The sequence below is a fragment of the Blastococcus sp. SYSU D00813 genome, from assembly GCF_054050735.1.
Map to the genome: position 1 here is coordinate 76,969 of NZ_JBJGZX010000018.1, position 7,151 is coordinate 84,119.

7 protein-coding genes are annotated in these 7,151 nt (G+C 77.1%); 1 reads left to right on the top strand and 6 read right to left on the bottom strand.

The features are described from left to right. Positions 1-6: 6 nt before the first annotated feature. From ACI8AX_RS14095 to ACI8AX_RS14115, 5 genes are all read right to left on the bottom strand, one after another. Positions 7-528: a hypothetical protein gene (locus ACI8AX_RS14095; protein WP_456550455.1), complete on the bottom strand. Its 522-nt coding sequence runs from the start codon at positions 526-528 to the stop codon at positions 7-9. Positions 529-582: 54 nt separating this feature from the next. After that, entirely contained in the window at positions 583-1,056 is a 474-nt protein-coding gene (locus ACI8AX_RS14100) for a hypothetical protein (RefSeq protein WP_456550456.1), read from the bottom strand. A 9-nt stretch (positions 1,057-1,065) separates the two neighbouring features. Continuing rightward, positions 1,066-1,557, bottom strand: coding sequence for a hypothetical protein (locus ACI8AX_RS14105; protein ID WP_456550457.1), 492 nt, complete (start codon positions 1,555-1,557; stop codon positions 1,066-1,068). 154 nt (positions 1,558-1,711) lie between these two features. Further along, positions 1,712-3,535, bottom strand: a complete 1,824-nt coding sequence (locus ACI8AX_RS14110) for an ABC transporter ATP-binding protein (protein ID WP_456550458.1) — start codon at positions 3,533-3,535, stop codon at positions 1,712-1,714. Positions 3,536-3,566: 31 nt separating this feature from the next. Further along, positions 3,567-5,342, bottom strand: coding sequence for an ABC transporter ATP-binding protein (locus ACI8AX_RS14115; RefSeq protein ID WP_456550459.1), 1,776 nt, complete (start codon positions 5,340-5,342; stop codon positions 3,567-3,569). A gap of 111 nt (positions 5,343-5,453) precedes the next feature. On the opposite strand from ACI8AX_RS14115, the gene ACI8AX_RS14120 reads away from it, so the two are divergent. Then, on the top strand, positions 5,454-6,062 hold the full coding sequence (locus ACI8AX_RS14120) for a TIGR03085 family metal-binding protein (RefSeq protein WP_456550460.1): 609 nt from the start codon (positions 5,454-5,456) through the stop codon (positions 6,060-6,062). Between the two features lie 9 nt (positions 6,063-6,071). Here the strand turns inward: ACI8AX_RS14120 and ACI8AX_RS14125 are convergent, their stop codons facing one another. Beyond that, positions 6,072-7,046, bottom strand: a complete 975-nt coding sequence (locus ACI8AX_RS14125) for a methyltransferase (RefSeq protein ID WP_456550461.1) — start codon at positions 7,044-7,046, stop codon at positions 6,072-6,074. Positions 7,047-7,151: the final 105 nt, after the last annotated feature.

Here is a 7,151-nt window from a genome sequence, read left to right on the forward strand (position 1 = left end):
CAGACGCTATCGGGCGGTCCCGTCCCGGCGGCTGCGCGAGCGGGGAGCCGGGGCGTGCCGCGCGGCGGTCCACTCGCGGACCGGGGCACCGGCGGCGAGGACGAGGCAGCCCAGCGGGCCCACCAGCAGGAGCAGCGCCCACCACACCCCCCGGCCGTCGCCGAGCGCGCCGAAGAGCAGGGCCAGGCCCAGCAGGAGCAGCAGCGGGAGGACGCTGGCCGCGGCGAGGACCAGCCAGGCGCGCCGCCGGCCCTGCCAGACCAGCACCGCGCCGAGCACCGACCAGCCGGCCAGGCCGGCCGCCAGCACCACGTACCAGTACAGGCCGGGGTCGGGTTCCCACAGCAACCACCCGAGGTAGAGCTCCTCGGCGGCCACCAGGCCGGCGAAGACCACGGCGAAGGGCACCGACTGGGGGCGCTGCGGCGCGGCCGTCCCCCCGCCGGAGCGTGCCAGCGGGTGCCGGGCGCCGGGTCCGCCCCGGAGCACCGGCGCCGCGCGCGGGGAGCGGCGGGGAGCAGGCGGCATGGCGGGGAGGGTAGGTCGGCGGGCTGCCAGGAGGCCGGCAGCCCGCGCCGACCGCTAGGACGTCGGGCGCGCCCGGCCGGGTCGCTCGGCCAGCCACCGGCCGACCGCGGGCCCCAGCGCGATGCCGGCGGCCAGCACGGGGAAGACGGCGAGCATCAGCGGCCACACCCCGACCGGCTCCCCCGCCGAACGGCCGACCAGGACGATCGTCAGACCGGCGGCCACCGCCGCCACCGCGCCGAGGACCAGCCAGACCCGGCTGCGCCCGGCCAGGAGCAGCAGCGAGCCGACCAGGACGAGCAGCGGCGCCAGGAACAGCGGGTAGATCCACGGGTCCCGCGCGGTGTCGGAGTCCAGACCCCCGACCGCGTAGATGACGAACACCACGAACGTCAGCGGCACCACCCCGAACAGCCCGATCCCCACGGCGACCACGGCCTGCCACGGGATGCGGCCCGGACCCCAGGGCCGGACGAACAGGCCGGGGCGTTCGCCGGGCCCGTCGGCGGCGGGGCGTGAGGTCGGCACAGCCGGAGGTTAGAGCCACCGCACCTGCTCGTGCAGCGGAGCGACGCGCCCCGGGCGCGACGCGGTCCACCGCCGGACGGGTGACGACACCGCGAGGACCGCGGCCGCGGCGGCGCAGGCACCCGATCCGACGGGCACGGCGGCGAGGGACGGGGAGACGCCGCCGAGCAGCACGAGGGCCGCGAGACCGGCCAGGGGCACCGAGCTGAGCACGAGCAGCGCACCCGACCGCCGGCACAGCAGCAGGAGCGCTCCGGCGAAGTGGCACCCCACGAGCAGCAGGGCGACGACGGCGAGCGGGACGACGGCGGCGGCCGGCTCGTAGCTGGCGAGCACCAGCACGGCGAAGGACCCGGCCAGGGCGGCGAGCACGGCCGCGACCAGCCCGAGGACGCCGGCGAGCACCGCGGGGACGGGGACGGCGTCGGGGTCCGGGCGGTGGACCGGAGGGGACGGGACGACGGGGACGGGGGGTACCCCCGGGACGCGGAAGACGGTCATGTCCGGCACGGTCCACCGCCGGCGACGCCGCGACGGCCCCCCGCCGCGACCTGTGGACGGACGCCCGTCGTCCACAGGCCCGCCGGCGGGAGACCGCGGACGAGGCCAGGCTGCGCGCGTGCGCACCGGAACCCGGCCGCGGGCGGCCCCCCGATCAGCCGACCGGTTCGGCCTGCCCCCGGGAGGACCGCCGCCAAGAGGCGTGCAGCCGCGCGTACGGCCCCTCGGCGTCCACCAGCTCCTCGTGGGTGCCGCGCTGCACCACCCGGCCGGCGTCGACGACCAGCACCTCGTCGGCGCGCTCGGCGGTGGAGAGCCGGTGGGCGATGGTCAGCGTGGTCCGGCCGCTGGTCAGCCGGTCGAGCGCGGCGGTGAGCCGCTGCTCGGTGGCCGGGTCGACGGCGCTGGTGGCCTCGTCGAGCACCAGCAGGTCGGGGTCGGCGACGTACGCCCGCGCGATGGCGACCAGCTGCCGCTCCCCGGCCGACAGCGACTCGCCGCGCTGGCCGACGGGGGTGTCGATCCCGGCGGAGAGGCCGGCGAGCCAGTCGCCGAGGCCGAGGTCGGCGAAGGCGGCCACCACCTCGGCGTCGCTGATCCCGGGCCGGCCGTACCGCACGTTGGCGGCGATGCTCGCGTCGAACAGGTAGCCGTCCTGCGGCACCATCACCACCCGCCGGCGCAGCGACGCGAAGGCGACCTCGTCCAGCGGCACCCAGCCGGCGTCGTCGGAGCCCAGCAGCAGCCGGCCCTCCGTCGGGTCCATCAGCCGGGTCACGAGCTTGGCGAACGTGGTCTTCCCCGACCCGGTCTCCCCCACGATCGCCACCCGCCGCCGGGGGGCGATCTGCAGGTCGACGCCGGCCAGCGCCGGGCGCGCGCCGGGCGCGTACCGGAAGACGACGCCGTCGAAGCGGACACCGAGCGGCCCGTCGGGCAGCTCGTGGGCCGAGCCGTCGAGCGCCGGGTCGCGCACGTCGGGCTCGGTGTCGAGCACGTCGAGCACCCGGCGGAAGCCGGCCACGGCGTTCTGCGCCTCGTTGAGCACCTCGCTGGCGGTCTGCACCGGCGCGACGAACAGCGAGACCAGGAAGAGGAAGGCGATGAGGGTCCCGGCGGTGATGTCCCCGGCCAGCCCGAGCAGGACGCCGACGACGATGACCGCGGCGTTGGCGACCGAGGCCACGAACTCGCCGCTGACGAAGACGGCGGCCGTGGTCTTCTGCGCCTCGACCTGGGCGCGGTAGTGCCGGCCGATCGCCCGGTCGATGCGGGCGGCGGTCCGCTCGCGCACGCCGTACGCCCGCACCGTCGAGGCACCGACGACCGACTCCGAGACGGCGGCGAGCACGTCGCCGACCCGCTCCCGGACCACGCCGTAGACCCGCGCCAGCCGCCGGGCGAAGAAGCGCACCGCGTAGGCCAGCGGCACGAAGCAGGCCAGCACCAGCAGGGTGAGCTGCCACGAGTAGACGAACATGACCACGGTCGCGACGAGCAGCTGGCCGAGGCTGACCACGCCCAGCACGCCGCCCCACTGCATGAAGGTCGACAGCTGGTCGACGTCGCTGGTCACCCGGGAGACCAGGGAGCCGCGCCGCTGCCCCTGCTGGTGCAGCACCGACAGGTCGTGCACGTGCCGGAAGGCCCGGGTGCGCAGCCCGGCCAGCGCCGTCTCGGTGGTGCGGAACAGCCGGACGTTCATCCGGTACACGGCGAACGCCGTCACCAGCACCACGGCGGCGCACAGGGCCACCATGTCACGCACGACCTCGAGGTCCGGCCCGCCGGGGGCGGCCAGGCCGCGGTCGATGACCTGCTGCACGGCGATGGGCACGACCACCCGACCGGCGGTCGCCACGAGGGCCAGGGCGAAGGTGGCGGGCAGCCCGCGGCGGAACTCGGGCATCATCCGCAGCCCGCGGCGCAGCGTCTGCAGCGCACCCTCGGAGCGGTCGGCGATCTCGGCGGTGGTCACCGGTTCCTCCTCGGTGCGCCCGCGGGCCCGCTCACGCGGCCACCTCGTCCTGCTGGTAGGCGCGCACGAGGGCGGCGTAGCCGGGGACCTCGGCGAGCAGCTGCTCGTGGCTGCCCCGGGCCAGCACCCGGCCGCCCTCCAGCCAGACCACCTCGTCGGCGAGCGCGATGGTGGCCTGCCGGTAGGCGACGACGACCACGGTCGCCGGCGGGTCGGTGTCCCGCAGGGCGTCGAGGATGCGGGCCTCCACGGCGGGGTCGACGGCGCTGGTCGCGTCGTCCATCACCAGCAGCCGGGGCCGGCGGACGACAGCGCGGGCCAGCGCGATCCGCTGCCGCTGCCCGCCGGACAGGCTCGCGCCGCGCTCCCCCACCCGGGTGTCCAGCCCCTCGGGCAGCCGGGCGACGAAATCGTCGGCGGCCGCGGTCCGCAGCGCGGCGAGCACCTCGGCGTCGGTGAAGTCGCCGCCCAGCGTGACGTTGCCGCGGACGGTGTCGTCGAAGAGGAAGGTGCCCTGCGCGACGAAGGCGGCACGGTCGCTGAGCTCGCCCTCGCGCAGCCGGCGCAGGTCCACCCCGTCGACCAGGACGGTGCCGTCGACCGGGTCGACCAGCCGCACCAGCAGGCCGGCCAGCGTCGACTTGCCCGACCCCGTCGGGCCGACCACGGCGACGGTGGAGCCCGCCGGCACGTCGAAGGTGATGTCGGAGAGGGTGGGGCGTGCCGCGTCGTCGAACGCGTAGCCGACCCGGTCCAGCGCGAGCACGGCACCGCCGTCCCCGGCCGGGGCGGTGGCGTCCCCGTACGGGGTCTCCCCCGTGGCCGCCAGGACCGGGGTGACCCGGTCGAAGCCGGCCAGCGCCCGCGGCAGGTCGGCGAGCACCCAGCCGATCGCGCGGATCGGCAGCGCAAGGAGGGTGAACAGGTAGGCGATCGAGACGAGGTCGCCGGCGTCGGTGGCGCCGTCGGCGACCCGGCCGGCGCCGACGAGCAGGACGGCGAGCGTGCCCAGGTTGGGCAGCGCCTCCATGAGCGGGTCGAACAGCCCGCGGACCCGCCCCACCGCCACCAGCCCGTCCCGCAGCTCGCCGGCCTTGGCGGCGAAACGCCCGGTCTCGACGTCCTCCCGGCCGAGGGTCTTGACGACCAGGGCGGCGTCGAAGCTCTCGTGGGCGATCTCGCTGACCTCGGCCCGCAGCTGCTGGGCCCGCTGCATCCGCGGGCTCATCACCTGCGAGTACACGACGTTGACGAGGAACACGGCCGGGAACACGACCAGCCCGATGACCGCCAGCAGCGGGTCGGTGACCAGCAGCGCGCCGACCGTGATGGCGATCATCACGATCGCGCCGACGGCGAACGGCAGCGGCGAGACGAAGAACCAGGCGGCCTCGACGTCGGAGTTGGCGTTGGACAGCAGCTGCCCGGTCGGGTGGCGCTGGTGCCACGACAGCGGCAGCCGCAGGTACTGGCCGGTGACCCGGCGGCGGTAGTCGGCCTGCAGCCGGTAGCCCATGATCCCGGCGAACAGCCGGCGGCCGAGGATCCCGACGATCTTGAGCAGCGCGACGCCGAGGACGACGACGGCCGAGAGGGTGAGCGCGGCGCCGGTGGTCGAGCCCTCGTCGAAGGCCGGGAGGACCACGCGGTCGGTGATCCCGCCGATGACGTAGGCGCTGGCCACGGTCGTCGCGCCGTAGAGGCTGCTGGCGGCGACCGCCAGGCTGAACATCCCGGGCTGCTCGCGGACGGCCAGCCCGATGTGGCGGAGTCCGCGCCGGACCACGGCGTCTCGGCGGCGGGACACGGCTCTCCTCTGTGGTGGCTCACGACGCTGGCGCGTCTCGTTAGGCACGCTAACCGCTCAACGCCGGGCCGGCCGCTGCATTCCGCGAGCGCGCCTGGTAGACCTCGCGCGGTGACGACCTCACCTCCGCCGCCGCTGGCCGTCCGCGAGCGCGCCGCCCTGGCCGACCTCCTCGACACCCTCGGCCCCGACGCGCCGACCTGCTGCGAGGGGTGGACCACCGGGCACCTGGCCGCGCACCTCGTCGTCCGGGACCGGCGGCCCGACGCCGGACCGGGGTACGCGCTGGAGACCCTCCCGGTCGGGCGGCGCCTGCACGCGCACTCCGCCCGGCTGGAGGAGCGCTACCGGACCTCGACGCCCTTCACCGAGGTGGTCGCGCAGGTGCGGGCAGGAGCGCCGCGCTGGACGCCGATGGGCTGGCCGGTCGTGGGCGACCTGGTGAACAGCGGCGAGTACGCCATCCACCACGAGGACGTCCGCCGCGCCCAGCCCGGCTGGGAGCCCCGCGACCTCCCGCGCGCCGACCGCGACCTGCTGTGGCGCACCGCGACGCTGTTCGCCCGGCGGGTGCGCGGCGGGGTGACCCTGCGGCGGGCCGACGTCCCGGGCGTGGAGAAGCGCGTCGGCACGGGCGGGCCCACGCTCGAGGGCGATCCCATGGAACTGCTGCTGTGGACCTCGGGGCGCCGCGACGTCGCCCGCGTCACCGGGTCCTGAGCGGGTCCGCTACCGGGGGCGGGCCTCCAGGACGTGCACCCCGGCGGCGGTCGGGACGTCGGCGGTGAGCCGCAGGCCGGCGGCGTCGAGGAGGGCGCCGTACTCGGCCGCGGTCCGCTCGCGGCCGTGCAGCAGCACCAGCATGTGCAGGTCCATGCGCACCGCCGCCGGGTCGTCGACCGCCCGCTCCGGGACCACCGCCTCGACGACGAGCAGCAGCGAGTCCGGGCGCATCGCCGCACGGCAGGAGCGCAGCACCCCGAGGGCGTCGGCGTCGTCCCAGTCGTGCAGCACGCGGGAGAGCAGGTAGGCGTCGGCGCCGGCGGGGACCTGCGCGAAGAAGTCCCCGCCGACGGCCGGCAGGTCGCTGCCCCGGACGACCTCCGCGAGGTCGAACAGCGTGACCTCGGCGTGCGGCGCGCGCCCGCGGACCGCACGCAGCAGCGTCCCGTCGCCGCCGCCGACGTCGACCACGGATCCGAGGCGGGCGACGTCGTAGGCCGCCACCACGGCGCCGGCCTCGCGGGCCGAGCGGTCGGCCATGGACGCCTGGAAGGCCGCGAGCCGCTCGGGCGCCGCGGACAGGGCCGCGAAGAACGGCTGCCCGTGCACCAGCTCGAACGGCGTCCCGCCGCTGCGGACGGCGTCCAGCAGGCCGGCGGCCGCCCCGTAGTAGACCTCCGCCCGGGCCGTCACCGCGCCGCGCAGCGACGAGGGGACGCCGGCCAGCAGCAGGCGGCCGGTGGCGCCGAGGGCGAAGCGCCCCTCGCCGTCCTCCTCGAGCACCTCCTCGGCGGCCAGGCCGCGCAGCACCCGGCGCAGCGGCCCGGGCCGGGCGCCGAGCTCGGCGGCCAGGTCCCCGGCGTCGCGGGGACCGCGGGCGAGCGCCTCCGGCACGCCGAGGGCGATCGCGACGTGCAGCAGCTGGGTGACCAGGTAGCCGTCGGCCAGCCGGGCCAGCCGATCGGCGGCGGAGCCGGGCACCCGGCCATGGTGCACCCGTCGGGGGGGGGGGGGGGGGGGGGGGGGGGGGGGGGGGGGGGGGGGGGGGGGGGGGGGGGGGGGGGGGGGGGGGGGGGGGGGGGGGGG